Source organism: Cupriavidus sp. BIS7 (assembly GCF_000292345.1).
Taxonomy (GTDB): domain Bacteria; phylum Pseudomonadota; class Gammaproteobacteria; order Burkholderiales; family Burkholderiaceae; genus Cupriavidus.
Map to the genome: position 1 here is coordinate 46,252 of NZ_ALOU01000022.1, position 23,922 is coordinate 70,173.

Below are 23,922 nucleotides of genomic sequence, written 5' to 3' on the forward strand. Positions count from 1 at the left end.
GGGGGCAAGGAACAATGCGCAGGGAAGTACAGGCGGGCGATATCGAACTGGGCCAACCGCTGAAATCCGATCTGGTGGATGCACTGGGCTTTCCAGTTGCGGACGAGGGCACTGTCTTCCGCAGCGACGAGGAGCGCAACCTCGTGCTCCAGACCGGGCGCTGCTACTGGGCCGACGACATGGCGCCGATCGGGCCCGACGAACCAACTTCGCCATGGTCCGATCGCTATGGCTTGCTGGTTGGCACGCTGCTGCATGTCAAACGACCCGGCGACGCCGATCGCGCATGGGTCAGCCGGCTCATCGGCTTCAATGAAGGGGCAGCGTTCATTGCGTGGCCCGGGCTGGCCGGCAAGCCAGCCGAGATCTCCGATGACGACCTGGTACTGTTCCGTGGCTTCACCGGCACCAGCATCCACAGTTTCTCGGCCCGCGTGCAGGCGACTTCGCGCACGCCATTCCCGTACTGGATGCTTACGAACATCCAGCACGTCGACGCTCGCGAAATGCGCGGCAGCATCCGCGTGCCGGTCAGGCTGGTGGGCTCGCTCTCAGTGTCCGGCGACGCAGCCTCGACGCAGACCGTACTGATCACCGACCTGAGCACGGGCGGCGCATCGGTATCCACGGCCAGCGAAGCACTGACTGCGCCTGGCCAGCGTGTGCACCTTGAGTTCACGTTGCGCGCCGCCGGAATGAAGGCCCGATTTGCGCTGGAAGGCTGCACCCGGGAAGATCCCGACACGGCCGAATCGGCAAATTTCCATAGCGTAGGGGTGGCATTCGACGGCTACGGCGAGCGCGAAGCATTGCTTCTGCGCGCGTTTGTCCATGAGCAACTGCTGGAAAGCGCGACGATGCGGCCAGGCGGGGCAGTAAAGGACTAGACGAAGGCGTTGTTGGTGCCGGAGCCGGCCAAAGACTCAACGCCGAAGGCTAAAATCGGCACGTATCGTATTTAACATAATATGCATTATGCAGTGAACGGATGCCAGGGCCAAATAGAATTGTCGTACGTGGCCCAAATAGAAATGTCGTACCCCCTGCCGGGACAGGTCCGAGGATTTTCCTACAGTATCCATATCGTCGCGACGATCAGAAGGGTCATCATGCGCTCTCGGGACATTGCCGGCGTCGTTGCCACGGCGCTGATCCTGGAATCGGCTTTAGTGCTCGCGGATGAACATGTGCACGAAGCAAGCGCGGGCCAGTTAGGCCACGTCAGCTTCCCGACCTCGTGCGATCCGAAGGTCCAGCCATTGTTCGAGCATGGCGTAGCGCAACTCCACTCGTTCTGGTTCACCGAGGCGGGCAAGACCTTCGAAGCGGTCATCGACCAGGATCCGGGCTGTGCAATCGCCTACTGGGGGATCGCCGTCAATCTGTTGGGCAATTCCCTCGCTGGCCCGCCACCGCAGCGCGATGCCCAGGCGGCGTCCGAAGCCCTTGCGAAGGCTCGCGCGGTTGGGGCAAAGACTCAACGCGAGCGAGACTGGATCGAGGCGATCGGCGCGTATTACCGTGACTACGACAAGGTGCCCCTCAGCACCAGGCTGTCGGCCTATGCGGACGCGATGCAACGGATGACGCAGCGCTATCCGGACGACGACGAAGTCTGGATCTATTACGCGCTCTCCCTGCAGGCTGCTGCTCCACCGACTGATCGAACCTATGCCAACCAGCGCAAGTCCGCTGAGATTCTGGAGAGGCTATTCGCGAAGAACCCGCAGCATCCCGGCGCCGCGCATTACCTGATCCATGCCTACGACTATCCGCCCCTTGCGCAAAAGGGGCTCGCCGCGGCCAGCAAGTACGCCAGCATTGCTCCCGCGGCGCCACACGCGCGGCATATGCCGTCGCACATCTACACGATGCTCGGACGTTGGGAGCAATCCATCGCGTCCAACCTGAGCGCGCTTGAGGTCCAGCCGGATTACTACCACGCGATGGACTTCGTGGTCTATGCGCAACTGCAGTTGTCGCAGGACGTGAAGGCACGTGCCTTGATCGACAAGGGAGAGGCCTATGCCTTGCAGAAGCCGCCAATCTTGAATGGCAACAAGAACTCCGTTGCAGCGATGCCGGCTCGCTACGCTCTTGAGCGCGCCGACTGGAAGGGCGCGGCCGCCCTGCCCGTCACGTCGAACAACTGGGCGTACGCGGATTCGATCACGCGCTTTGCGCGCGGTCTCGGGATGGCGCGCAGCGGCGATCCGGCCGGCGCAAGGCAGGAGATCGACGCAATGAAACGTCTGCGCGAAGACCTTGAGAGAGCCAATGAGTCGTACTGGGTGGCACGAACCGACGAAGAGATCACCGCTGTTACGGCATGGGTTGCGCTGGCCGATGGCAAGAGCGCGCAGGCCGAGCAATTGATGCGAGCGGCCGCAGACGGCGAGGACGCCGCCATCAAGAACGTGGCCATGGAAAACCGGCTCTTCCCCATGCGGGAACTGCTTGCCGACTTGCTGTTCGAGGAAGGCAAGCCGGGCCAGGCCTTGCATGAATACGAGGCAGCGCTGCGGGAATACCCAAACCGCTATCGCGGACTGTATGGCGCGGCGCGTGCAGCGGAAGCCGACGGGCAACGTGAGACGGCGACCGCCTATTACAGGCAACTCGTTGTGCTCACGAAGAATGCAGACAGCGCACGCCCCGAGACAGAGGTAGCCAAGGCGTATCTTGCGGCGCACTGAATGAGCGCCGGATTGCGACTTGCATCAGGGAACACAAATCGGAAGCGTAAGTTGCGGCGGGCCGTGTCCGGTCGGCTATCATGCCAATCCTCTCCGAAGTTGCTCCCTATGATTTCCATCCGTAATGTCACGCTGCGTCGCGGCGTCAATGTCGTACTCGACCGCGCGTCCGTCACTTTCAATCCCGGCGAAAAGATCGGTCTTGTCGGCCGCAATGGCGCCGGCAAGTCGTCCTTCTTCGCCCTGCTCAACGGCACGCTGCACGAAGACAGCGGCGAGTTCTCGATACCCGCTGCATGGAAGATGGGCCAGGTTGCACAGGAGATGCCGGAGACCGAACAGAACGCGACCGATTTCGTAGTCGAGGGTGACACCGTGCTGCTGGCCGCGCAGGCCGAAGTGGCCGCCGCAGAGGCCAGCGACGACGGCATGCGCATGGCGCACGCCTACATGGCCCTGCACGACGCCGGCGCACACGATGCCCCCGCACGTGCCCAGGCGCTGATCCTGGGCCTGGGCTTCAGTGCTGCGCAGCTTGCACAGCCGGTCAATAGTTTCTCAGGTGGCTGGCGCATGCGGCTGCAACTGGCGCGCGCGCTCATGTGCCCGTCCGACCTGCTGCTGCTCGACGAGCCGACCAATCACCTCGACCTCGACGCGCTGGTCTGGCTGGAAGCCTGGCTCAAGCGCTATGCGGGAACCCTGGTAGTGATCAGCCACGACCGCGAGTTTCTCGACGCGGTGACTCAGGTGACAGTCCACGTCGACAACGCCAAGCTCGTGCGTTATGGCGGCAACTACAGCAAGTTCGAAGACATGCGGGCCGAGCAACTCGTATTGCAGCAGGCAGCGGTGGCCAGGCAGGCGGAAAAGATCGCCCACCTGCAGAAATTCATCGACCGTTTCAAGGCCAAGGCCTCGAAGGCGAAGCAGGCGCAGAGCCGGGTCAAGGCGCTGGAGCGCATGGAGAAGATTGCACCGGTGCTTGCCGATGCAGAATTCAACTTCGAGTTCAAGGAGCCGCTCAACGTCCCGAACCCGCTGTTGTCGATGCTGGACGCAAGCTTCGGCTACCCGGCGCCGACAGACGCAGTACCGGGCACGCCGCCCACGGTCATCGTGCGGGGCATCAACCGGTCCGTGCTGGCCGGGCAGCGCATCGGCATTCTCGGTGCCAACGGCCAGGGCAAGTCCACGCTGGTGAAGACGGTGGCGCACGCGCTGGCGCCGATTGCTGGCGAAATCAGTGAAGGCAAGGGCCTGAATGTCGGCTACTTCGCACAGCAGGAACTCGACGTGCTGCGCCCGCTCGACACGCCGATGGAACACATGATCCGCCTTGCCAAGGACACGCCGCCGCACATGCGCGCGCCCGGCCAGAGTGGCACCGAACAATCCCTTCGCACCTTCCTCGGCACCTTCAACTTCAGTGGCGACATGGTCCATCAGGCGGTTAGCACGATGAGCGGCGGCGAAAAGGCGCGGCTGGTGTTGTGCATGATCGTGTGGCAGCGCCCCAACCTGCTGCTGCTCGACGAGCCTACCAACCACCTCGACCTGGCCACACGGGAAGCGCTAGGCATGGCACTCAACGAATTCGAAGGCACAGTGATGCTGGTCAGCCACGACCGGGCCCTGCTGCGCGCCGTATGTGACGAGTTCTGGCTGGTCACCAAGGGCGGCGTCGAGCCCTTCGACGGGGATCTGGACGATTACCAGCAGTTCCTGCGCGACGAAGCCCGCCGCATGCGCGAGCAGTCTACCGCAGCGTAGAAGGTCATCGCCTGCCGGCCCAGGAAATGTTGGTGTTTCGCCAACAGATATCCAGACGAATGTCTCTCCGGAGCCAACCGAACTGATTGCCGCAGCCTCGAACATGCCGCGTACGCCGCTGGCATGTTTGCTGCTGAGATATGGCGCGACCCAATCACGGAATCCGCACCTCTCAACAAGGAGAAAACCATGTCCGCCATCCTCATCCACGATCTTTCCAAGGTCGACACCCTCCAGCCCACCGTACTCGCAAAAATCTGCGGAGGCATCTTCAGAAAGGTCCTCATGGTGCCCGACTACAAGGAGCCGACTGTGCTCTACGACGACGGCATCAACATCCAGACCACGGATCCCTCCAAGAGCAACGTTGGCTACGACTCCCCTTTCACCCCGATCCCAGCCTGATGGCCGTTCAGTCATGGGGCGGCCGGCGATCGGCGCCCCTGATTGTTCCGCAGTGAGGACGAATCAGCGCAGCACGCGATAGGTCGATTGCACCAGGCCGGACGGAAAATGCCGGCTCGATTCCAGCGCCAGACTCACATCGTGCGGCAACGCGCCGAACAATGGCCTGCCAGCTCCGATCAAGACTGGAACCGTGGTGACGACCAGGTCGGCGATCAATCCGTCGCGCAGAAATGACTGAACCAACTGGCCGCCATCGACATATACGCGGCGCACGCCTTCTGCTTCCAGTTGCGCCATCGCATCAACCGGCGTGCTGCCGGAGAAACGCACTCTTCCTTTCAGCCCCTCGGGCACCGGCTTGTCGGCCAATTGCCGGGACAGCACCAGCACGGGCCTGTCGTAAGCCCATTCGCCCATCGTCAGGACTTTTTCATAGCAGCCCCGGCCCATCACGATCGCGTCCTTGTCTGCGATAAAGCTCGGGTAGCCGTGGTCTTCGGCCGGGTCATCCCGTTCGAGAAGCCAGCCGATGTCGCCGTCGGGCCGTGCGATAAAACCATCAAGGCTGGTGGCAATGAAGACGTGTCCTGTGATCATCAGTTCTCCAATGTGCGCTCGGGATCGAGTCGGCATATGTTACAGGCACCGCTTCAGGAGGCGCCCTGCCCGGCGCCGACCGGACGGCGATCACGGGCCCTTCCGGAACAACGCGTATGGCACGCCGCGTTCTGGATGCGCCGTGGTTTCGTCGATGACTCGCTCGACATCTGGTACGTCACGCAGCGCGGCCATGAAGCGCGCCAGCGGGAAACCCGGATCCACGCAGCCCTGAACCAGCATCCAGCGCTGCCACACGGTCACCCACAAGGTGCTCTGCTGCCACGTCGGCAGGTTGGCCGACAGCCATTGCAGGCGGCGGCGCGTACTGTCCGCAATTTCGTCGTCATAGGCGAAGGCATTCGGCAGACGGCAGCGGCCTTCCACCCAGCAGTGGTTGCCGTGCTCGATGCGGTGGTGGGATTCGCGCATCCACTCGGCCTCGCTCACGCGCGGGCCCGCCGGCTCTGGGCAGTTCGGTATCGCCGACGAGATCTGGAAGAACGGATCATGCCCGCGGTTCTGCAGGTCGTCCTCGGCGTGCGTGGGCAAGGCCAGCACCAGCAGCGCGAACATTGTGCAACGGTAGTCGATTGTCATCGTTACCCTCCGCCGAGAGGAGTCCAATGGCTGGATGACCGACATTCCAGCACATCTCCGGCTTGCCTTGTTGCCGCTTTTTGTACGTCAGGCGCCGGCCCCGGGAGTACTGGCGGCATCGCCCTTCGCGTTCCAGTCCCCGCCCAGCGCCAGCAGCAGCGCAATGCGCTGGTCCAGATGACTACCCTGCACGTTGATAAGGTCCATCTCGGCCGCCAGCTGTGATTGCCGGTCCTTCAGCACGCTGCGCGTGTCGGATGCCCCGATCCTGGCGCGTGCCTCTTCCCGCTGGACCAGCACCCGGCTTTCGCTCGCCCTGTCCTGCAGTTGCCTGGTGCGTTCGGCGTAGTTGGAATCGGCCCGCAGCCCGGCTTCCACCTCGCTCAGCGCCTGCAGCGCGCTGTTGCCGTAGGCGATCATCGCGGCCCTTTGCTCTTCGGAGTAGTAGTCCGCCCGGGCCTTGAGCTCTCCGCCCGTGAAGATCGGCGCGAAGAACGAGCCGTTGAGCCCCTTGATCGGGCTGCCGGCCTGCTTCAGCAGGAACACGTCGCTGCTGATGCCGGTAATGGCCGCGCTGATGGAGATGCGCGGCAGACGCGCTGCCTGGGCCGACTGCTTCATGTCGAAGGCTGCGGCAACCTTGTGAGAGGCCGCCGTCAGATCGGGACGACGGTCGAGCAGATCGGCCGGCACGCCTGCCTGAGGCTGCGCCGGCATGGCCGGCAGATTCACCCCTGCCGCGATCTTGCCGATTTCCCCGTCCGGGTAACGGCCCAGCAGCAGTTCCAGCGCCTGTGCGGCCTGGCTTCTGGCCAGTTCGGCGGACTTGAGCGCATCAAGCTGCGACCGCCGCGCATTCTGCGCTTCCAGCAACTCGCTGTCCGGCGCGATGCCGATGGCCACGCGCTGGCCGGCGATCTGCACCAACTGGTCCTGAATGGCCACGGCCTGCCGCAGCCGGTCTTCCAGCTGCATGTTCCGGATCAGCGAAAACCATGCCTTGGCGGTGGCCGCGGCGACGACGCGCTGGGCCCAGAGATAGTCATCCCTGGTGGCGGCGTACTGCGATTCCGCCGACCGCGATTGCGCGCGGATACGGCCCCAGAGATCGATCTCCCAGCTTGCGCCGATGGAAAGGATCTGGGTCTCCGAATTGCCTGCCCTGCCCTTCACGCCTGCGCTTGGCAGCAGGCCGCTGCTCTGGATGGTGACAAGCGTCTGCGCCTGCTGGACACGCACCGCGGCAAGCCGGAGGTCACCGTTGTGCGCGATGGCCTCCCGCACCAGCCGCTGCAGTTCGGCATCGTCGAAGTCTGCCAGCCAGCCGTCGGCGGGATTGCCCGCTGCGGCGTCGTTGGTCCAGGCGGCCTTTCCTTCGAGCGCCGGAACGGCCTGTTGTTGAAGGTCGGCACCTTGAGGCGGCGACTGCAGCGCGCAGCCGCAGAGCAAGGCGACCGGAATCGCCAGCATCGCCGGAAGGAGCTTCTTGATATGTGACGACGACACGGTGATCCCCTTAGTGAAGCTTGAATACCAGGTAGTTCAGCTTGGAACTGACGCGCAGGAACACCATGCGAATGATGTGGAACATCTTCATATGTTCGGTGTAGATTGCGCCGGCGCCGATCGCACCAACGGGAAGCATCAGGTTCTTCGACTCGTCACGGAGGTCCAGCTTGACCGCGAACCGATTCGGCACGACATCCGTGGCGCCAGTGTTCGGGATCATGCCGCTCTGGGCAAACTGCCCTTGCGACTGCGCCCAAACAACAGAATCCACCTTGGCCTTGATGATCTCGCCCGGACGCGTCGGCAGGTAGATCTCGGCGAGGTCGCCCTCCTTGACGTTGTAAAGCTCGTTCTGCCGGTAGAAGGCCACCACTTCCTGCTGGTCCTCCACAAAGCTGAATGCGGGCATGAACGGGAACGGCACAAGCATGGTGCCCACGCGCACCTGCAGGTTCACGACCTTGCCGTCAGACGGCGCACGGTACACGGTCTGGTCAAGTTCCCATTTGGCGTTCTCAAGCGTGACCTCGGTTTCCGCGCGCTTGGCGCGTGCCGTGGCGATGGCCGCGAACTCACCCTGGCTCTTGGCTGACAGCTTCTGTTTTGCCTCATCCTCGGCAGCCTGTGCGCTGACCAGTTCGCCTTCCAGTTCGCGCTGGCGGGCGATTGCGTCGTCCCGGTCGAACTTCGAGCCGGCACCGGCAGCAAGCAGCGCGTCATGTTCCTTGACCCGCTGGCGGGCCAGGTTCAGCTTGGCCTCTACCGTGCTGACACGGCCAGCCGCGCCGCGTACCGATTCGCTAAGCTGGCGCGCCGATGCCTCGGCCTCGGCAAGCGCGGCGTCGTCTGCCATCAGCCTGCCTTCGAGTTGCTTGACCGTGGCCTGATACGGGGTTGGATCGATGCGCAGCAGCACTTCGCCCTTCTTGTAGCTCCGGTTACCTTCGGCCGGAAGCTCGACGATGCGGCCGCGAACCTGCGGCACCACCTGAAGGACCTTGCCCACCACGCGGATGTCATGGGAAGAAGGCGCCACCACGTTGAGCGTCAGGATCAGCAACGTCAGTGCAACCACCGGGATCGTAACCACGATGACCATCGAGGTCGTGTTCCACGGCAACCATTTGAACTTGAAGAAAACCAGCCACACGACCAGCGCGTAGACCGCAAGCAGCAGAGCGTCCATTCAGATCGGCTCCTTTCCGCCGCGCATGGCGCTGGCGACGGGTGCCATCGTCGAGGCCCGCAGCGTCACCGCGCTTTGCGTTCCATATGAGGCTGCGCCGTTCCTGCCCGCGCCTGACGCCGCACTCTCCGATACTTCGTCGTCCTCCGGCGCCTTGTCGGTGCCATAGGCCGCGCGGTAGAACACCGGCTTGGTATGCGCCCAGAGCCAGGCCAGCGGCCACAGCAGCCCCCCGAAGAACAGCGACAGCAGGCACAACGCGTGGATTGCTTCCTTCTGCGGATGGCGCTTCTTGTGCGCGATCTTCTCGGGCCAGATATGGAGGATCCAGAACAGGTAGATGCCCGCAACGGGCACAAAGATCAGCACAACCCAGGAGATGGCATTGGCCACGGTATCCAGGGCCTTTCCGCTAAGTTCGGATGCAAGCGCGGGTTCACTGAGCGCCAGCAGGACGATGCCCGCCAGCAGATAGGGTCGCAGTTTCATGGAGTAGTTATTGGATGGAGATGGAACACGGGGGCTGTTCACAATGCAGCGGCTGGTCTACGAATCCGCTGCCCCACTGCGGAGACCGCTGTGGGGCGCAACCTTGGGCGTACGCCCCGTTTGCCGATCGGCTGGCGCGTCTTCTCCTGACGTCGGGGTGTCTTCGGTGTCTGGCGCATCGTCGGCATACAGCAGGTTGTACTTGCTCCTGGTTGGGTCACCGGAAGCACGGCACACCGCGGGCGTTGCGGCAAGGCCGTCGGCCGAGCACAGATCCGACTGATTGGTGGACGCATGCATCCCGGTGTCGGGCGAGATCTGCGCGTACGTTTGCCCACTGCCCACGATCAGCAGCGCAATGCCTGTAGCCGCGATGGCTGGGATGGCCTTTCGGCAGTTCTTGATCATGTCTGCAGTGTCCTCCGAAGTGTTTCAGCTACCGTCGACGCCCGCCGGCGCTGCCGGCCACGTATCGATCGAGAGCACACCTTATTGCAGCGCATCAATCACGGCTATCGAAGAAATTAGAAAGTAAGCACGCTCGCGGTTGATCCAGCTCCCGTGTCACCCGGCTTTTCGAATTCCTTTGATAGCAAGCGCGGCAGGGCCGCCCTACCCTGTCCGTCGTTGCACGCCCCTCAGGTAAAGCTCCGGCTTGCCTGCCCCAATACAACATGAATGCTGTTTCCTCGATGTCTGCGGGCATTCTTGCCATCGCAGCCACAAGCGTCCTGTCTGGATGCGCAATCCCCACCGCCGAAACGCTGAGTCCGTTCCAGGAGTCCTGGCCATGGACCAAGGTCGTTGTTGTCAATCGCACCGATCAGGACATCTCGGCCGTACGCGCAGGCCGTTGCGAAACCGGGCCGGCATCACGGCAATCGCAGTCAACGCCTGCGTTCTGCTTCCTTGGCAAGAAGCCGGAAGGGCCGATCACGATCACATGGACCGATGCCGTGGGCGACGCGGAACCCAGCGCCACCGGTCGAGGAAAGCCGCACGCGTCCACAGCCGCACCGCCGCCCCTCTGGTTTGAAAAGCCGCGCCCGGAAGACGTCACGGGCCAGTATCTATGCGTACTGTTGCGCAACGATGCACCGGTGAGCTTGACCGTCGTCGCCGCCGCCGAGGCTTGCGCCGTCCTCTAGGCTCGGCAGGTTTCCACGCTGCGCCCGCAAGCCAGCGTGGACCGGCCACTATCGGCCTGGTCCACATTCGGCCGCCTACTGGAGGCTGTTTCAAAATGAAGCGAAGCGGTTCTGGCTAGGCGCGGGGCCGCAGACAGTACAAGTGGTACGGCAAGGCCCCGCAACGACGCCAGAATCATTTTGAAGCGGCCTCCTACTGAACCGAATAGCCGCGGCCGGTCATGCAAGCTCTCCACGCCTGCCAGTAGGAATTCATCGCCCAGTCGTTGTTGGCCTGAATCTGCGCGCTCGCGGCAACGGCCTGCCTGCGCTGCTGGCGATGCGCAATGCCACCGGCTACCGTGCCGACCGCCGCGCCCGTTGCCGCCCCTTTGCCGGCGTCACCGGCAATTGCACCGACCACTGCGCCGGCAGCCGCGCCACCTGCTGCTCCCCTCACCCGCTCGCCGCCCGGCACGACCACCGGGACCGGCGAGCTTGCTACGCGGTACGGATCAACGCCTGACTGCTGCCTGGCCCAGCCGTAGCAGGCACTGTCGTCGCTGGCCTGCTGATAGGCCGATTGCCCTCTGGCCGGATAGATAACGGGCTTCTGGTAGATGGTTTGAGCGCGTGCCATGCCGGCCGTGCCGGGCAACGCGCCTGACATCAGCGCGAATACCGTGCATGCGGCAAGAGCAAAGTCCTGACGATTGCTCATGAACTCTCCTGTTCAAAGAAAAAATGCCCGCCGGGGAGGCGGGCAAACTGCGAGGTCTTGCTTGGGGAAGTACCCAAGACGGGTGCCAGTAAGAGGGGGACAAGCACCCGTCCCCACAATGTTCGCTTTGCAGGGGATCAATCACAATCATAGAAATTAGAAAAGCGGTGGCGCGGCGCGGGCGGGCACCCTGCCGATGCGCTGCTTCCAATCCACAGCCAATCGACGGGCTAGTCTGCCTTGGCCAGCAGCAGCTCGCACATTTGCCGCAGGCGCTGTGCGATGTAGCCGGACTGGTGTTCGATCTCGTCGTCCCAGCCATCCGCATCCGCCGTGTGGTCGTGCAGGTCTTCGCACAGCTCGGCCAGTTGCGAGCGGCCGACCACCGCGAGCGTGCCCGAGATGCGATGCAGCAGCCGTTCGAGCTGCTGCACGTTGCGGCTGGCGCGAATCGCGTCGTACGCATCGAGGTCTGCTTCAGTCTGCGCGACGAACGCATCCACGTACTCGGCAGGGACGGCGGGCAGTTCGGGAAGCGCGTCCTCGTGCATTGCGCCTGCCGCGTCGCGCATGCCGTCGAAAGCCGATGGGAGAGCCGGAACAAGGGCCGGTACAAGGGCCGATACAAGCGCGGCAAGCGGCACCGGCTTGGTGAGATAGCCAGTGAATCCCCTCGCCCGCCCTTGCGCCACATCCACTGGCCGCGCGCTTGCGCTCACGGCGTACACCGGCGTTTGCATACCTGCCTGCTTCATCTCGCGGAGCAGCTCGAAGCCGCTCATCACCGGCATGTCGAGGTCTGTCAGAACCGCGTCCACGCTGTGCTTCGACAGCGCCGCCATGGCCTCGCTACCGTTGCCCGCCTCGACAACCGTGGCGCCTAGCGCGAGGAGCTGGTCCCGCAGCAGGTTCCGGTTCAGCACGTTGTCTTCGGCAATCAGCACGGAGCGGCCTGCCAGCGGCGCTGGCGGGTGCCCGTGCGCGGAGGATTCGGCATGAGCGCCACCAGGCTCCTTCGAAACCTGGGCCTTCGTCATCGCCGCCAGCACGGCGGCGTGGATGCCCGGCAGGCTATAGGCCGAAACTTCGTGGCCCCCGTCGGGCCGTGTCGTTTCCACAAGCGGGCCCAACTGCTTCAGCCATATGATGGTGGCCGGCTTTGGCCACCAGGCCATGACTTGCGCGGGATCGAATCCCTCGGTCGCCAGCAGGCAGTCATAGCGGTCCACGTCCACGGGTTCGTCGAGGTTCGAACGCGTCGATGGCGGGCACGCGCCCCAGTCGAAATGATTGAGCAGCCCTTCCAGGCACTCCGGTTCGCGGGACAACACAAGCGTTCGGTTGGGCGGCAGGTTCAGGCGTGGGCGCGGCGCCATCTCCGACACCTTCAGCGGCAGGCGAACCGTGACCCGTGTTCCAACGCCCAGAATGCTGTCCAGCGTGATGCGGCCGTTCATCCGTTCCACCAGCCGCATGCAGATCGACAGGCCAAGCCCGGTCCCCCGGACCTGCGCAACGCGGTTGTCATCGACCTGGGAGAACGGCTGGAACAGCCGGTCCTTGTATTCCGCCGGTATGCCAATGCCGGTATCGGAGACGATGATCTCCAGGTTTTCGTCCACCCACTGTGCGCGCAGGACGATCTTGCCCACCTGCGTGAACTTGAACGCATTGCCAAGCAGGTTGCTGACGATCTGGGTCAGGCGCACGGGATCAAGCTCAAGCCGGGCGGGAATGCCCTTGCCGTACACCGCAAGGAAGCTCAGCTTGCGCTGCCCCGCCAGCGGCGCGTGCGAAATGGCGATGCGGCCCAGCAGTTCAGTGACGGACACGGGCTCCTCGACGATGCTCAGCGCCCCCACGTCGATCCGGGAAAAATCGAGCACGTCATTGACGATCTGCAGCAGCCCCTCGGCCGAAAGCTGCATCGCACCGACCCTGGCCCGCTGTGCAGGCTCCAGCGCGCCCATGGCAACAAGTTCCATGTTGCCCAGCAGCGAGGCAAGCGGCGTGCGAATCTCGTGGCTCATCGAGGCAAAGAACGCCACCCGGGCCTTGGCGGCCGCATCGCTCGCGAGCTTCGCCTCGTGCAGCAGGCGCTGCGCGCGTGCCGCTTCCGCGTAGGTGCCGGTCAGGAAGCGATAGTTCCAGTAGCGGTACATCGCAAACAGCAAGGCGATCAGCGCGGCGGCGATCAGGCCGATAACGACCAGTTCCTCCGTCATTTCGCGAAACTGATGCCCAACCGGCAGCGCAAAGATCAGGTGCCCGAAGTCCGCCACCAGCGGCGGGCGACGCAGCGCCCACCCATAGTCAGACACCCTGTGAAACAGCCCGTCCGCCTGCGCCTCCAGTTGGGCGTCCAGGCGCTCCGCGCCCGCGCGCGTGCCCGTTGCAACCAGCGGCGTGCCGAGGCTGTCGATGACAATCGGCTCGGGGATCGACACGTTGGGCCCCGCAGGCCGCAGCAGATCATGCAGCGGCAGGCGTGTCAGGACAATGGCGTAGAGCGCGTCTCCCTTCGCCACCAGCGATGCGCCAATCATCTCCGGATCGTCGCCTGCGACTCTCGCCGGAATGCCCTGCCAGATCACGCGCTTTTCGCGTGCGGCCTGCAGCAGGTCCGGGTCCCGGCTTTGAAAACGATCGAGGACCGCACGGATGATCACCGACGACGGAATCAGCGGCAGCACCGACTGCCCGCCCGCCCCCGATGGGTCCTCCGCCTCGTAGCGATATGTTGCGCCATTGGCAATCGAGATCATCTCGATCGACGGCTTCTGGCTTGCAGCCGTCAGCGTGCGCACGGACTGGTCGCAACTCTGCTGCAGCACATCGTCCGGCGGCGCCGACGGCGACACCTGCCTGCAGAGACTGGCGGCCGTGCGGCCCTGCGAGACTGGAAACGTGCTGTTGGCACGCAGTTCAAGAATCAGGTTGGTTGCGGTGAGCGTGCTCCGGCGTTCCAGCACGGCATCGACAACCCCCTGCTCATACAGGCGGGCAACTTGTTCCTGCGCACGCAGCGAGCCATTGAGCCGCACCAGCACGGTTGCCGATGCGATGGCGATGACAACCAGCGCCAGCAGCAGGATCACCATCGAGAACACCCGGCGTTCCCGCTGCAGGTTCCGTTCTACGGCCTGAAGATCCGGTGACGGCGGCGGCTCGAACGTGCTTTGCATCATGTGAGACCGTTGTCGCGTGCGTACGTGACAAGGTCTGCATTGCTGGTGATGTTCAGCTTGCGCATTGCGGATCGCTTCTGCGTGGCCACGGTGGCCAGTGTCCGGTGCAGATATCCGGCGATTTCCGTGATGGTGCTGCCCGCCGCGAACATCCGCACGACTTCGATTTCCTTCGGGGACAGCGGGCTTGTGCCGCCATCGGCCAGCGCACCGGCACTTGCCATCCGCGCGGAAATCGTTGGCGAAAGGCGCTGGGTGTGGCCGGACATCGCGTCGATGCACATCTGCCTCAGGATGGCCGGCTCTTCGTTCTTCCCGACGATGGCGGCGACGCCCGATTCCTGGATACGGGTCAGCAGGCCGCCATTGGTCAGCATCGTGAACACAACGATCGGCGTCCCGGGGCTGGACTGCCTGAGCCGCTGGATCAGGCGCAGCCCGTCGTCATTGCCCTGGGAACGCTCCATTGTGAAATCCGTAACGATGAGATCAGGCTGTTGGGTTTCCAGTGCCGCGAAGAGTTCCTTGCCCGACGAGCACGTTGCAGAAATCCGCACATTCGGGATCTCGCTCAACGTGCTCTTGACGGCGAGTTGAATCACCGGGTGATCGTCCGCGATCACGACGGAGATGGTACGTAGTGGCATGCGCTATATTTCTCCACACTCCAGGTCGATCCTGGAAGGGCACTTTCTCTTGAAGCATGCAAAGGGTGGTCCATTCTCAAGGCAGATCAGCCTCGATACATCCGGCGGCACGCGAGAGTAAAACTGGGGGGCGGCGTAGCCTGCCGGCTGGACCAGCCTGCATAGGGCTCCCGATTCTACCAACTTGCCATTGCGCCCGGTTTTCCATTCGGGACATAAATTTGACCGTTCGTCGCACCGATGAACGTTTGCGCAAGCGGTCAGTCACAGGCCGCGTAACGCCCAGCCGACTGTGCCGCTATCTGTCGCGATCCGCAAGGATATGCTCAAATCATGCCTTCAGCCGCCCGAGCCCTTGTCATTGGGCGGGACGCATTCGGGAACCACCGCCACCATGCAACACGTCAGATTAGTTCGCAGCGCCAGCCTGAACGGGTACATGGAACTGGTGGAGTCGCTTGGGCGCGATCCGCGCGTGTTCTTGAGGGAAGTCGGGCTTTCTGCGCGGCTGCTGGAGAACCCGGAAACGCTCATTCCCAGCCACGCCGTGCGCGAACTGCTGGAGATCACGGCGCAGGCAACCGGCGCGGAAGACTTCGCGCTGCGGCTGGCGGCCCGGCGTACCTTTTCCAACCTGGGGCCAATCAGCCTGGTGCTCAAGGAAGAGCCCACGCCTCGGCAGGCGCTTAACACGCTGTGCCGCTATCTGAAGCTGCTCAGCGCCGCGCTTGTCACACGTGTGGAGGATGCCGGCGAGGCAGTGATTATTCGCGAGGATCTGTTGCCGAGCCCTGGCTTGTCGACGCGCCAGGCAATGGAACTGGCGATGGGCGTGACGTTCCGCATGCTGCGCGAGCTGATCGGGCCGAGGTGGCATCCGCAGCAGGTCTGCTTCACACACCGTCCACCGGCGGACATGTCGCCGTACCGCGCGTTCTTCGGGCGCAACCCGATGTTTAACCAGCCATTCAATGGCATGGTCTGCACGGCAGCGGATCTGGAGATTCCACGTACACCGGATAACCCCGGCGCTGCGCGCTTTGCGCGCGACTATCTTGAATCGGCCCTGCAACGCCGCGAAATAGGTGTCCGCGACGCCTGCCGCGAACTTATCCAGGCGCTGCTCCCGGGCGGACGCTGCACGGCCCAGCAGGTGGCACTACACCTGGGCGTGGACAGGCGCACGCTGCATCGCTACCTGGATGCGGATGGGCTCTCGTTTTCGACGCTGCTGGACGAAGTGCGGTCGGAACTTGTGATGCGTCACCTGCAGGAAAGCGACCTCCCGATTGGCGAGGTCGGTGGGCTGCTGGGGTTTTCGGCCCAAAGCAGCTTCAGCCACTGGTTCCACAGGGTCTATGGCTGCAGCGTCTCGAACTGGCGCAAGCAGAGCGCCAGTTCGGAGAGCATTGCTTAATCGAACTACTCGACTGAATCGCCTTAATCGGCGATCAGCACGATCTTGCCCATGTGCTGGCTCTTCGCGATATACGCATAGGCGTCGGCGATATCGTCCATCTTGAACGTGCGGTCGATCGGCAGGCGCAGCTTGCCTTCACGGAAGAACGGCAGCAGGTCGCGCGCGCATGCCTGAATGCACTCCAGACGTTCCTGCTCGGTGCGCGTGCGGAACGTGACGCCGATCAGCTTCAGGCGGTTCAGCCAAAGCAGCCTCAGGTCCAACCGGCCATACTGCTCACCGCTCAGTCGTGCGATATTGACCAGACGGCCCTTCACTGCAAGGCTCTGGACGTGGTCTTCGAGCACCGAGCCGCCGATGAAATCGATGATGATATCGGCGCCACGGTTGTCGGTGGCAGCCATGACGGCTTCGACTTGCGACTCCTTGGACGCGTTGATGCCAACGTCCACGCCGAACGCGGCCAGGCGCTCCAGCTTTTCCGCCGAACGCGAGGAGGCCATGATCGGCTTGGCGCCCATCGCCGATGCGATCATGATCGCGGCCATGCCAACGCCGCCCGAGGCGCCGTTGATCAGCACCGATTCGCCGGCCTTCAGTTCGCCGTTGGTGACCAGCGCGTCATGGGCGGTGATAAAGACATTGGGGAACGCGGCTGCGTCGACCCACGACACACCGTCAGGGATCGGCATCAGTGCCAGCGGGGCTGCAACCACATACTGCGCGTGGCAGCTGCGGCCATGGCCCATGACGCGGTCGCCTTCACGCCAGCCGGTCACCTGAGCGCCCACGGCAGCGACTTCGCCGGCAAACTCGACGCCTGCGGTCATCGGATTGCCGGAGCGATGCTCGCGCATGTAGATGATTTCGCCGTAGTTGATGCCCGATGCGCGGACCCGGATCAACACCTCGTTGGGGCCGGGAGTCGGAGCGGGAATGTCCTGTACCTCAAGCAGACCGCCTTCGGCGCTGGGTAGTACTCGTACTGCTTTCATTTCTGTCTCCAGTTCAACTGTAAAGTTGATTGATTTGCTTCAGAACGCCACGGCCTGCCGGCCCTTGAGTTGCAGCATGTCGCGCGCCTCGTCGGGTGTGGCCACTTCCAGGTTCAGCGACTTGAGCATCGACACCACGCGCTGCACCTGCTGTGCATTGCTCGTGGCAAGCTTGCCCGGGCCGTCCCACAGGGAATCTTCCAGGCCCACGCGGACGTTTCCGCCCATCGAAGCAGCCATCGTTGCCAGCGGCATCTGGCTGCGGCCAGCGCCCAGCACGGACCAGTAGTAGTCCTTGCCAAACAGCCGCTCGGCCGTCCTGCGCATATGCATGACGTCGTCCGGGTGCGTGCCGATGCCACCGAGCAGGCCGAATACGGACTGGATGAAGAATGGTGCCTTGAGGATGCCGCGATCGATGAAGTGGGCTGCCGTGTAGAGATGGCTCGTGTCATAGCACTCGATCTCGAAGCGGGTGCCGTTGTCCGCGCAGGACTCCAGGATGTAGCGGATGTCCTTGAACGTATTGCGGAACACCCGGTCCTCGGAGCCTTCCAGATACGGGCGCTCCCAGTCGTACTTGAACTTTTCGTGCCGGGCAAGCATCGGGTAGAGGCCGAAGTTCATCGAGCCCATGTTCAGCGACGCCACTTCCGGCTTCAGTTCCAGCGCAGGCTGCAGGCGCTCTTCCACGAGCATGTTCGGCGCGCCGCCCGTGGTCAGGTTGATGACCACGTCCGAGCGCTCGGCGATTGTCGGCAGGAACTTGCGGAACAGTTCCGGGTCCTGCGACGGCTGGCCGTTCTCCGGCTTGCGCGCGTGCAGGTGGACGATCGATGCGCCTGCTTCCGCTGCCGCAATCGCCTCGCTGGCGATCTCATCGGCCGTGATCGGCAGGTACGGCGACATCGTTGGTGTGTGAATCCCGCCAGTAATGGCGCAGGTCACGATAATTTTGCTTTGCGGCGCAGCCATGGTCGTGGACTCCGTCAGGTAATGGTTGATTGGGTGTGAATGGAATCTGGGATGCCTTGCACCGAGGTTGAAAGCCCCGGAGGCTACGGCCTCCCGCTCTGTGCGCTGCGCGCGTTCTCAAGGTCCTGAAGCTGCCGCCACATCACCTTGCCGGTGCTCGACTTCGGCAGTGCATCGACAAACTCCACCACGCGCGGATACTTGTACGCGGCCATGTTCTTCCTGGCCCATTCGATCAACGCTTCCGGCGTGGTCTGGCTGGCGTTGGGCTTAAGCACGACCAGCGCCTTCACGGTTTCCCCGCGATAGGCGTCACGCGCGCCGATGATGCAGGCCTCCTGCACGTCGGGGTGGCGGTACAGCAGGCTTTCCACTTCGGTTGGCCACACCTTGAAGCCGGACACGTTGATCATCCGCTTCAGGCGATCGGTAATGAAGTAGTAGCCGTCCTCGTCCACGGTGCCGATATCGCCGGTCCGGAAGAACGTCTTGCCTTCCAGCTCGATAAACGATTCCCGCGTGGCGTCCGGCTTGCCCCAGTAGCCCTGGAACACTTGCGGCCCGCTGACCACGATCTCGCCTGCCGCGCCGGCAGGCAGCACCTCAAGGGTTTCCGGATCGACGATCCGGGCCTCGGTGTTGAACGCCGGCAGGCCAAGGCATTGCTGCTTGGGCCGGTCGTGCGGATTGTTGTGCGTGGCGGCCATCGTCTCGGAGAGGCCATAGCCTTCGAGGTAGCTGAGGCCGAACTGCTGCTTCAACCGGTCCGCGATGGCCTGCGGCATTGCCGCGCCGCCGCCGCCGACGTGGCGCAGGCTGGTGAGGTCGAACTGGTCCAGGTTCGCGCTGGCAAGCAGGTCGATCACCATGGTGGGATTGCCCATCCAGTGCGTAACGCCGTGGTCAGCAATCAGCCTGCCTGCCGCCTCGCGATCCCAGCGCGGCAGCATCACGATCGTGGCGCCGCAGTAGATCGGCGTGTGCATGCCGTGCTGCATGCCGCTGACGTGAAACAGCGGCAAGACGGACAGGACGACCGATTGCGCGTCGCACGCCGACCAGACGCTGTTACCCACGGCGTTCTGCATGACGGACCGGTGCGTATGGATGCAGCCTTTCGGGGCCCCGGTGGTGCCGGACGTATACGGCATCACCGCCATGTCGCCAGCTTGCGCGGTATGCGGCGCAGGCACATGATTGCCCGCCAGTGCTTCCGCCCAGCGCGAGGCGCATCCAGCGGCCCAGGCGGGCAATTCGTGTTGCGCGGTCATCCACGCGGGTGGCCTGCAGCCTGCATCGTCCGGCTGTGCATCGGGCAGTGCATCGGAATAGCGGGCAACAAGCACGTGATCGATGCCGCCGGCGTTCAGCACATCCGCGGTGATGCCCGACTCGAACGCATCCTCCGCGCAAATCACCACGCGCGCCCCGCTATCGGTCACGTAGTGGCGGAACTCATCGGCGCGGTTCATCGGATTGACCGGCACCACCACGGCGTCTGCACGCAGGATGGCGTAGTAGGCGGCGATGAACTGCGGGCAGTTCTGCATATACAGCAGCACGCGGTCGCCCTTGCGGATACCGGCCTGCTGCTGAAGCCAGCCGGCAATGCCGGCGGCCTCGGCGTGCAGGTCACGGTAGCGGATCGCACGGCCAAAGCAGTCCAGCGCGGTCTTGCCGGGATAGCGCCGTGCGGAAACCTCGAGGTTGTACCAGAGAGAGGTCTCCGGCAGCACGATTCCGTTCGCGTTCTCGGCCAGCATCAAGCCTGCTCCTTCAACCTGGTCTTCATTCCGGTACATAGTGGATCGACTGCAGCAGCGCGTGCTGGCGCGCATGGGATTCACGCACATCCTTGGAGAGCTCTGCGGTCGTCGCTGGCGAGCCGATCTCCATGCCGAGACCCTCGATCTTTTGCTTCAGATCCGGGGACTGCAGCGCCTTGAGCGTGGCGTCACGCATTTTTGCCACGACCGCCGGCGGCACGCCCGGCGTCGTCCAGAGCCCCATCCAGCCCACTTCCTGCAGGTCGGGGTATCCGAGTTCCTTGAACGTCGGCACGTTGGGCAGCATGGAGATCCGCTGGGGAAACGCCACCGCATAGGCGCGGAGCTTGCCCGACTTGATAAACGGCAGCGACGTTGCCGGTGCATCGAACATCAGCGGCACCTGGCCGCCCATGACGTCCTGCAGCGCGGGCGGGGACCCCTTGTAGCTCACGGTACCGGTCTCCAGCCCACCAGCCAGGCGGTTGAACTGCACGCCGATGGTCTGGCCGCGCATGCCAATGCCGAAATTCGCATAGTCAAGCTTGCCCGGGTTCGCCTTGATGTATGTGACGAGTTCGGAGAGGTTCTTCGCGGGCAGGCTGGGATTGCCGACGAGGATCAGGCCTTGCCGCGTCAACTGGGCAATCGGGATGATGTCCTTGAACGGGTCGTAGGACACCTTGATGGCGTTTGGCACCTCCGAGGCGATCCCCTTCTGGATCAGCAGGAACGTGTAGCCATCGCGCGGCGCCGACAGCATGCTCTGGACGGCGATGGTGCCCGCCGCACCCGACTTGTAGTCAACGATGACCGACTGGCCGAGCGTACCTTGCAGTTCATGGGCCACCAGGCGCGCCACGATATCGGCGGTGCCTCCCGGGGGCGCACCGACGAGGATACGTACAGGCTTGGTCGGCCAATCGGCCGCATGCACGGCCGGCGCGGTCGCCAGCAACGCGGCGAGACCGACGGAGAGTCCTGCAGAGAATCCCAGCGCGCGGCGCGCGACCGAGGCAAGGCGGCGCAGCGCCGTTGCCTGGGCAGTCGGCCTGCAGGCGCAATCGCCCGTGGTCATCGGTTGCAGGGGGGCGCTTGAAAATTGCATGTCTCGCTCCGGATAGATGAAAGCGTAGTTTTTGTTTTCCGGCCAGCTTGCACTCTGCGGTGCCACGGCTTTGCCCGTGGTCGTCCGTGTGGCCGTCCGTGTGGTCTTGAGCCAGATTCTGTGGTTTCGCGCGAAAAGGCGCTTTGCTTTGGACGACATCGACATACCAATTGCGCCACCCGGCCCTCGGGGTTTACCGGGGGTGGGAGTCCGCCCCTGCGCTGGCTTGCCGATGATCTGCCAAGGGCATGGCGAGACCCGGGAATGACCCGGAGATGTCCCAACTAAGCAAACGCATGTCCCAAAAAAGCAAGCGACGGCCATCAATGCTCCAGATACTGCAAGGGCAGGATCACAGCGATCCCTCAAGCCACCGAAGCCACCGCACCCAACGCACCCCCAATACCCGGAGACATCACATGAACTTTCTCGACGGTCACCTGTTCCCTGAAAACCAGCAGCCGCTGATCATTACCGCCGCGCCCTATGCCCCGGGCTGGCTGCCCCAGGACTTCCCGGAGGACATCCCGGTCAGCATGGAAGCGCAGATCCAGAAGGCGGTGGACTGCTACAACGCCGGCGCCACGGTGCTGCACCTGCATGTGCGCGAACTCGATGGCAAGGGCAGCAAGCGCCTGTCCAAGTTCAACGAGCTGATTTCCGGCGTGCGCAAGGCCGTGCCCGAGATGATCATCCAGGTGGGCGGCTCCATCTCGTTCGCACCCGAGAATGAAGGCCAAGCCGCCAAGTGGCTGTCCGACGACACGCGCCACATGCTGGCCGATCTGGACCCCACGCCGGACCAGGTCACCGTCACCGTCAACACCTCGCAGATGAACGTCACCGATCAGGCTGAAGACGCTGACTTCAAGGGCACGTCGCGCGAGAACATGGCAATCTTCAACGCCTACAAGAACATGACGGTGCCTGCCAACCCTGACTGGGTGGAAGAACACGTTCGCCGCCTGAGCGCCGCTGGTATTCAGAGCGCGTTCCAGTGCTACAACATCAACAGCTTCGAGTCAGTCGAACGGCTGATGCGCCGCGGCTTCTACAAGGGGCCGCTGGTCATGAACTGGGTGGCGATTGGTGGCGGCATGGACAAGCCGAGCATCTACAGCCTTGCCAACTTCCTGCATCCGGTGCCGGACGGCGCAGTGGTGACGGTGGAAAGCCATGTGCGCAACGTGCAACCGATCAACACGATCGGCATCGCCATGGGCCTGCACGTGCGTTGCGGCATCGAGGACGGCCTGTGGAACCAGCGCCGCACCGAGAAGATGAGCACCGTAAAGCAGATCGAACAGCTGGTGCGCATCTCGCGCGAACTGGACCGCGATATCGCCACGGCCAAGGAAGCGCGCGAGATCAGCAAGATCGGCGTGTTCTATGACACCGTGGAGGAATCGCTGCAAGCCAACGGTTTCGCCCCGAACCGCAACGGCGGCAACCAGGGCTTCCTGCGCAAGACGCAATAAGGCAGGCAACGAGCCAGCGCCACTTCCCGTCCAATATATGGCGGGAAGTGGCGCTGGCCGCGCTCGAATCAGGGCAATCCCGGCTTGTCCGTTCTGCCAAATCATCGGATAAGACCTGCAGCTTTCCCGCTTTGCTTACCGCGCCGTCCGCAAGTGACGCCAGCGCCGGAGCCTACGCCCCCGTGATGCCATGAGTACTCTGATTCGCAGCGCCCTTCTCGTTAAATTTTCCGAAGTATCCCGGACCGTCGGCATCGATCCCGAGCGTCTGATCCAGCATGTCGGCGCCGACCGTTCGTGCATGATCTCGCCGGACCTGCATGTGCCGGAGCCATGGCTGGCGAAGGTTCTGGAAACCAGCGAACAGGTATCGGGCGGCGCATCCGCTTCCATCGGCCTGCTGATGGCGGAGACCTGGCGCATGTCCGATTTCGGTCCGATCAGCCTGCTGCTCCAGCATCAGCCGACGCTACGCCATGCGCTTGGCCATCTTGAGTCGTATCGTCACCTGCTGAGCGAATCCGTTTCCGTTCATGTCGAGGAATTCGACGATATCGTCATCGTCCATCAGCAACTGATCACCGAACGGGCGAACCCCGGGCGCCAGCCTGTGGAGTTGTCGCTCGGAGCGCTGCTGAGCCTGATGAAGTCGATGCTCGGCGGACAGTGGAAGCCGCGCAGCGTCCATTTCTCGCACGCGGCGCCGTCAGGCCTGCATATCCATCACCGGCTGTTCGGCACGCGGGTCGAGTTTGGCTGCGACTTCAACGGCATTTCGATGGACCGTCATGACCTGGACCGCCCCAACCCGCTCGGCGACGTCAACCTTGCGCGCTACGCCAAGGAATTCCTTGACGAGCGTCCGCACGGCAAACAGCCTTCCACGGCGTCCAACGTGCGCCGCGCGATCCAGTTGCTGCTGCCGCACGGCCGGAGCGGCATCGAACAGGTGGGACATAAGCTCGGCATGAGTTCCCGTACGCTGCAGCGGCGGCTGGAACAGGAGGGCGTGGAGTTTTCTGCGCTGCTCAATGAAATCCGGCGCGGCCTGGCCGGGCGATATCTCGGTGACCAGCGCTATCCGGTATCCCAGGTGGCAACGCTGCTCGGCTTTTCCGAAGTCAGCACGTTCTCGCGCTGGTTCGCCGCGCAGTTCGGCCAATCGCCCACGCGCTGGCGCGTCAGCCTGCCCAACTAAGATCGGGCAGGCCTCAGGCCTCAGGCCGGCACTCAGCCGGC

The 23,922-nt window shown here is 63.5% G+C and carries 21 protein-coding genes; 8 read left to right on the forward strand and 13 right to left on the reverse strand.

Annotation, left to right across the window (positions count from 1 at the left end):
• Nucleotides 1-14: 14 nt before the first annotated feature.
• The 4 genes from B552_RS0109480 (at nucleotide 15) to B552_RS0109495 (ending at nucleotide 4,874) form a co-directional block, all read left to right on the forward strand.
• On the forward strand, nucleotides 15-887 hold the full coding sequence (locus B552_RS0109480; protein WP_019448775.1) for a flagellar brake protein: 873 nt from the start codon (nucleotides 15-17) through the stop codon (nucleotides 885-887).
• A gap of 222 nt (nucleotides 888-1,109) precedes the next feature.
• Nucleotides 1,110-2,696, forward strand: coding sequence for a hypothetical protein (locus B552_RS0109485; protein ID WP_019448776.1), 1,587 nt, complete (start codon nucleotides 1,110-1,112; stop codon nucleotides 2,694-2,696).
• Between the two features lie 108 nt (nucleotides 2,697-2,804).
• Nucleotides 2,805-4,469: an ATP-binding cassette domain-containing protein gene (locus tag B552_RS0109490; protein WP_019448777.1), complete on the forward strand. Its 1,665-nt coding sequence runs from the start codon at nucleotides 2,805-2,807 to the stop codon at nucleotides 4,467-4,469.
• Between the two features lie 189 nt (nucleotides 4,470-4,658).
• Nucleotides 4,659-4,874, forward strand: coding sequence for a hypothetical protein (locus B552_RS0109495; RefSeq protein ID WP_019448778.1), 216 nt, complete (start codon nucleotides 4,659-4,661; stop codon nucleotides 4,872-4,874).
• 63 nt (nucleotides 4,875-4,937) lie between these two features.
• Here B552_RS0109495 and B552_RS0109500 read toward each other — a convergent pair whose 3' ends face one another.
• From B552_RS0109500 to B552_RS27370, 6 genes are all read right to left on the reverse strand, one after another.
• Nucleotides 4,938-5,474 (reverse strand): dihydrofolate reductase family protein, encoded by a 537-nt coding sequence (locus tag B552_RS0109500; RefSeq protein ID WP_019448779.1) that lies wholly within the window; start codon nucleotides 5,472-5,474, stop codon nucleotides 4,938-4,940.
• 90 nt (nucleotides 5,475-5,564) lie between these two features.
• Entirely contained in the window at nucleotides 5,565-6,074 is a 510-nt protein-coding gene (locus tag B552_RS0109505) for a hypothetical protein (RefSeq protein WP_019448780.1), read from the reverse strand.
• Nucleotides 6,075-6,161: 87 nt separating this feature from the next.
• Nucleotides 6,162-7,580 carry an efflux transporter outer membrane subunit gene (locus B552_RS0109510; protein WP_019448781.1) on the reverse strand — a complete coding sequence of 473 codons (1,419 nt, stop codon included), beginning with the start codon at nucleotides 7,578-7,580 and terminating at the stop codon, nucleotides 6,162-6,164.
• Between the two features lie 10 nt (nucleotides 7,581-7,590).
• Entirely contained in the window at nucleotides 7,591-8,769 is a 1,179-nt protein-coding gene (locus B552_RS0109515) for a biotin/lipoyl-binding protein (RefSeq protein ID WP_019448782.1), read from the reverse strand.
• A complete protein-coding gene (locus B552_RS0109520) occupies nucleotides 8,770-9,258 on the reverse strand; it encodes a DUF3302 domain-containing protein (RefSeq protein WP_019448783.1) in 489 nt (162 codons plus the stop codon).
• A gap of 57 nt (nucleotides 9,259-9,315) precedes the next feature.
• On the reverse strand, nucleotides 9,316-9,666 hold the full coding sequence (locus B552_RS27370) for a hypothetical protein (protein WP_019448784.1): 351 nt from the start codon (nucleotides 9,664-9,666) through the stop codon (nucleotides 9,316-9,318).
• Between the two features lie 266 nt (nucleotides 9,667-9,932).
• Here B552_RS27370 and B552_RS0109530 point away from each other — a divergent pair, with 266 nt between their 5' ends.
• A complete protein-coding gene (locus B552_RS0109530; RefSeq protein WP_019448785.1) occupies nucleotides 9,933-10,406 on the forward strand; it encodes a hypothetical protein in 474 nt (157 codons plus the stop codon).
• 193 nt (nucleotides 10,407-10,599) lie between these two features.
• Here the strand turns inward: B552_RS0109530 and B552_RS0109535 are convergent, their stop codons facing one another.
• The 3 genes from B552_RS0109535 to B552_RS0109545 all read right to left on the reverse strand — a co-directional run bounded on the left by B552_RS0109535 (nucleotide 10,600) and on the right by B552_RS0109545 (nucleotide 14,941).
• Entirely contained in the window at nucleotides 10,600-11,106 is a 507-nt protein-coding gene (locus tag B552_RS0109535) for a YMGG-like glycine zipper-containing protein (protein WP_019448786.1), read from the reverse strand.
• 230 nt (nucleotides 11,107-11,336) lie between these two features.
• A complete protein-coding gene (locus tag B552_RS0109540; protein ID WP_019448787.1) occupies nucleotides 11,337-14,294 on the reverse strand; it encodes a hybrid sensor histidine kinase/response regulator in 2,958 nt (985 codons plus the stop codon).
• Entirely contained in the window at nucleotides 14,291-14,941 is a 651-nt protein-coding gene (locus B552_RS0109545; RefSeq protein WP_019448788.1) for a response regulator transcription factor, read from the reverse strand. Before B552_RS0109545 ends, B552_RS0109540 begins: the two co-directional genes overlap by 4 nt.
• A 394-nt stretch (nucleotides 14,942-15,335) precedes the next feature.
• Here B552_RS0109545 and B552_RS0109550 point away from each other — a divergent pair, with 394 nt between their 5' ends.
• Nucleotides 15,336-16,358, forward strand: coding sequence for an AraC family transcriptional regulator (locus B552_RS0109550; protein WP_026035494.1), 1,023 nt, complete (start codon nucleotides 15,336-15,338; stop codon nucleotides 16,356-16,358).
• A 23-nt stretch (nucleotides 16,359-16,381) separates the two neighbouring features.
• Here the strand turns inward: B552_RS0109550 and B552_RS0109555 are convergent, their stop codons facing one another.
• From B552_RS0109555 to B552_RS0109570, 4 genes are all read right to left on the reverse strand, one after another.
• Nucleotides 16,382-17,356 (reverse strand): zinc-binding dehydrogenase, encoded by a 975-nt coding sequence (locus B552_RS0109555; RefSeq protein WP_019448790.1) that lies wholly within the window; start codon nucleotides 17,354-17,356, stop codon nucleotides 16,382-16,384.
• 39 nt (nucleotides 17,357-17,395) lie between these two features.
• Nucleotides 17,396-18,331 (reverse strand): 3-keto-5-aminohexanoate cleavage protein, encoded by a 936-nt coding sequence (locus tag B552_RS0109560; protein WP_019448791.1) that lies wholly within the window; start codon nucleotides 18,329-18,331, stop codon nucleotides 17,396-17,398.
• Between the two features lie 83 nt (nucleotides 18,332-18,414).
• On the reverse strand, nucleotides 18,415-20,094 hold the full coding sequence (locus B552_RS27375; RefSeq protein WP_019448792.1) for a long-chain fatty acid--CoA ligase: 1,680 nt from the start codon (nucleotides 20,092-20,094) through the stop codon (nucleotides 18,415-18,417).
• A 25-nt stretch (nucleotides 20,095-20,119) separates the two neighbouring features.
• Nucleotides 20,120-21,205: a tripartite tricarboxylate transporter substrate binding protein gene (locus tag B552_RS0109570; protein ID WP_237718184.1), complete on the reverse strand. Its 1,086-nt coding sequence runs from the start codon at nucleotides 21,203-21,205 to the stop codon at nucleotides 20,120-20,122.
• A gap of 419 nt (nucleotides 21,206-21,624) precedes the next feature.
• Between B552_RS0109570 and B552_RS0109575 the strand changes: the two genes are divergently transcribed.
• Nucleotides 21,625-22,683, forward strand: a complete 1,059-nt coding sequence (locus B552_RS0109575; RefSeq protein WP_019448794.1) for a 3-keto-5-aminohexanoate cleavage protein — start codon at nucleotides 21,625-21,627, stop codon at nucleotides 22,681-22,683.
• Nucleotides 22,684-22,873: 190 nt separating this feature from the next.
• Nucleotides 22,874-23,881, forward strand: a complete 1,008-nt coding sequence (locus B552_RS0109580) for an AraC family transcriptional regulator (RefSeq protein ID WP_019448795.1) — start codon at nucleotides 22,874-22,876, stop codon at nucleotides 23,879-23,881.
• Nucleotides 23,882-23,922 lie beyond the last annotated feature (41 nt).

Excerpts from the sequence above, each read along its gene's own strand:
- B552_RS0109480 (WP_019448775.1), top strand. The coding sequence starts at position 15 with ATGCGCAGGGAAGTACAGGCGGGCGATATCGAACTGGGCCAACCGCTG.
- B552_RS0109485 (WP_019448776.1), top strand. The coding sequence starts at position 1,110 with ATGCGCTCTCGGGACATTGCCGGCGTCGTTGCCACGGCGCTGATCCTG.
- B552_RS0109490 (WP_019448777.1), top strand. The coding sequence starts at position 2,805 with ATGATTTCCATCCGTAATGTCACGCTGCGTCGCGGCGTCAATGTCGTA.
- B552_RS0109495 (WP_019448778.1), top strand. The coding sequence starts at position 4,659 with ATGTCCGCCATCCTCATCCACGATCTTTCCAAGGTCGACACCCTCCAG.
- B552_RS0109500 (WP_019448779.1), bottom strand. The coding sequence starts at position 5,474 with ATGATCACAGGACACGTCTTCATTGCCACCAGCCTTGATGGTTTTATC.
- B552_RS0109505 (WP_019448780.1), bottom strand. The coding sequence starts at position 6,074 with ATGACAATCGACTACCGTTGCACAATGTTCGCGCTGCTGGTGCTGGCC.
- B552_RS0109515 (WP_019448782.1), bottom strand. The coding sequence starts at position 8,769 with ATGGACGCTCTGCTGCTTGCGGTCTACGCGCTGGTCGTGTGGCTGGTT.
- B552_RS0109520 (WP_019448783.1), bottom strand. The coding sequence starts at position 9,258 with ATGAAACTGCGACCCTATCTGCTGGCGGGCATCGTCCTGCTGGCGCTC.
- B552_RS27370 (WP_019448784.1), bottom strand. The coding sequence starts at position 9,666 with ATGATCAAGAACTGCCGAAAGGCCATCCCAGCCATCGCGGCTACAGGC.
- B552_RS0109530 (WP_019448785.1), top strand. The coding sequence starts at position 9,933 with ATGAATGCTGTTTCCTCGATGTCTGCGGGCATTCTTGCCATCGCAGCC.
- B552_RS0109535 (WP_019448786.1), bottom strand. The coding sequence starts at position 11,106 with ATGAGCAATCGTCAGGACTTTGCTCTTGCCGCATGCACGGTATTCGCG.
- B552_RS0109540 (WP_019448787.1), bottom strand. The coding sequence starts at position 14,294 with ATGATGCAAAGCACGTTCGAGCCGCCGCCGTCACCGGATCTTCAGGCC.
- B552_RS0109545 (WP_019448788.1), bottom strand. The coding sequence starts at position 14,941 with ATGCCACTACGTACCATCTCCGTCGTGATCGCGGACGATCACCCGGTG.
- B552_RS0109550 (WP_026035494.1), top strand. The coding sequence starts at position 15,336 with ATGCAACACGTCAGATTAGTTCGCAGCGCCAGCCTGAACGGGTACATG.
- B552_RS0109555 (WP_019448790.1), bottom strand. The coding sequence starts at position 17,356 with ATGAAAGCAGTACGAGTACTACCCAGCGCCGAAGGCGGTCTGCTTGAG.
- B552_RS0109560 (WP_019448791.1), bottom strand. The coding sequence starts at position 18,331 with ATGGCTGCGCCGCAAAGCAAAATTATCGTGACCTGCGCCATTACTGGC.
- B552_RS27375 (WP_019448792.1), bottom strand. The coding sequence starts at position 20,094 with ATGCTGGCCGAGAACGCGAACGGAATCGTGCTGCCGGAGACCTCTCTC.
- B552_RS0109570 (WP_237718184.1), bottom strand. The coding sequence starts at position 21,205 with ATGCAATTTTCAAGCGCCCCCCTGCAACCGATGACCACGGGCGATTGC.
- B552_RS0109575 (WP_019448794.1), top strand. The coding sequence starts at position 21,625 with ATGAACTTTCTCGACGGTCACCTGTTCCCTGAAAACCAGCAGCCGCTG.
- B552_RS0109580 (WP_019448795.1), top strand. The coding sequence starts at position 22,874 with ATGAGTACTCTGATTCGCAGCGCCCTTCTCGTTAAATTTTCCGAAGTA.